General features: G+C 56.5%; 1 rRNA gene. It reads right to left on the bottom strand.

Annotation, left to right across the window (positions count from 1 at the left end):
* Positions 1 to 21: 21 nt before the first annotated feature.
* Positions 22 to 1,413, bottom strand: a 23S ribosomal RNA gene (locus ACIG36_RS33290); the annotation flags it as partial.

Raw genomic sequence — 1,413 nt, 5'->3', positions numbered from 1 at the left:
ACACAGTGGACGCGAGCAACTGAGGACAAGCCCTCGGCCTATTAGTACCAGTCAGCTCCAACCGTTACCGGTCTTCCACACCTGGCCTATCAACCCAGTCGTCTACTGGGAGCCTTACCCCATCAAGTGGGTGGGAGTCCTCATCTCGAAGCAGGCTTCCCGCTTAGATGCTTTCAGCGGTTATCCCTCCCGAACGTAGCCAACCAGCCATGCCCTTGGCAGGACAACTGGCACACCAGAGGTTCGTCCGTCCCGGTCCTCTCGTACTAGGGACAGCCCTTCTCAAGACTCCTACGCGCACAGCGGATAGGGACCGAACTGTCTCACGACGTTCTAAACCCAGCTCGCGTACCGCTTTAATGGGCGAACAGCCCAACCCTTGGGACCGACTCCAGCCCCAGGATGCGACGAGCCGACATCGAGGTGCCAAACCATCCCGTCGATATGGACTCTTGGGGAAGATCAGCCTGTTATCCCCGGGGTACCTTTTATCCGTTGAGCGACGGCGCTTCCACAAGCCACCGCCGGATCACTAGTCCCGACTTTCGTCCCTGCTCGACCCGTCGGTCTCACAGTCAAGCTCCCTTGTGCACTTACACTCAACACCTGATTGCCAACCAGGCTGAGGGAACCTTTGGGCGCCTCCGTTACCCTTTAGGAGGCAACCGCCCCAGTTAAACTACCCACCAGACACTGTCCCTGATCCGGATCACGGACCCAGGTTAGACATCCAGCACGACCAGAGTGGTATTTCAACGACGACTCCACACACACTGGCGTGCATGCTTCACAGTCTCCCACCTATCCTACACAAGCCGAACCGAACACCAATATCAAGCTGTAGTAAAGGTCCCGGGGTCTTTCCGTCCTGCTGCGCGAAACGAGCATCTTTACTCGTAGTGCAATTTCACCGGGCCTATGGTTGAGACAGTCGAGAAGTCGTTACGCCATTCGTGCAGGTCGGAACTTACCCGACAAGGAATTTCGCTACCTTAGGATGGTTATAGTTACCACCGCCGTTTACTGGCGCTTAAGTTCTCAGCTTCGCCCCACCGAAATGGAGCTAACCGGTCCCCTTAACGTTCCAGCACCGGGCAGGCGTCAGTCCGTATACATCGCCTTACGGCTTCGCACGGACCTGTGTTTTTAGTAAACAGTCGCTTCTCGCTGGTCTCTGCGGCCACACCCAGCTCACGGAGTAAATCCGATCACCGGACATGGCCCCCCTTCTCCCGAAGTTACGGGGGCATTTTGCCGAGTTCCTTAACCATAGTTCACCCGAACGCCTCGGTATTCTCTACCTGACCACCTGAGTCGGTTTAGGGTACGGGCCGCCATGAAACTCGCTAGAGGCTTTTCTCGACAGCATAGGATCATCCACTTCACCACAATCGGCTCGGCATCAGGTCTCAG

This window comes from Streptomyces sp. NPDC053048 (assembly GCF_044547045.1).
In the GTDB taxonomy this organism is placed as follows: Bacteria; Actinomycetota; Actinomycetes; order Streptomycetales; family Streptomycetaceae; genus Streptomyces.
Note: the sequence above shows the minus strand (reverse complement) of the source record. Positions and strands in the feature narration are given on the sequence as shown.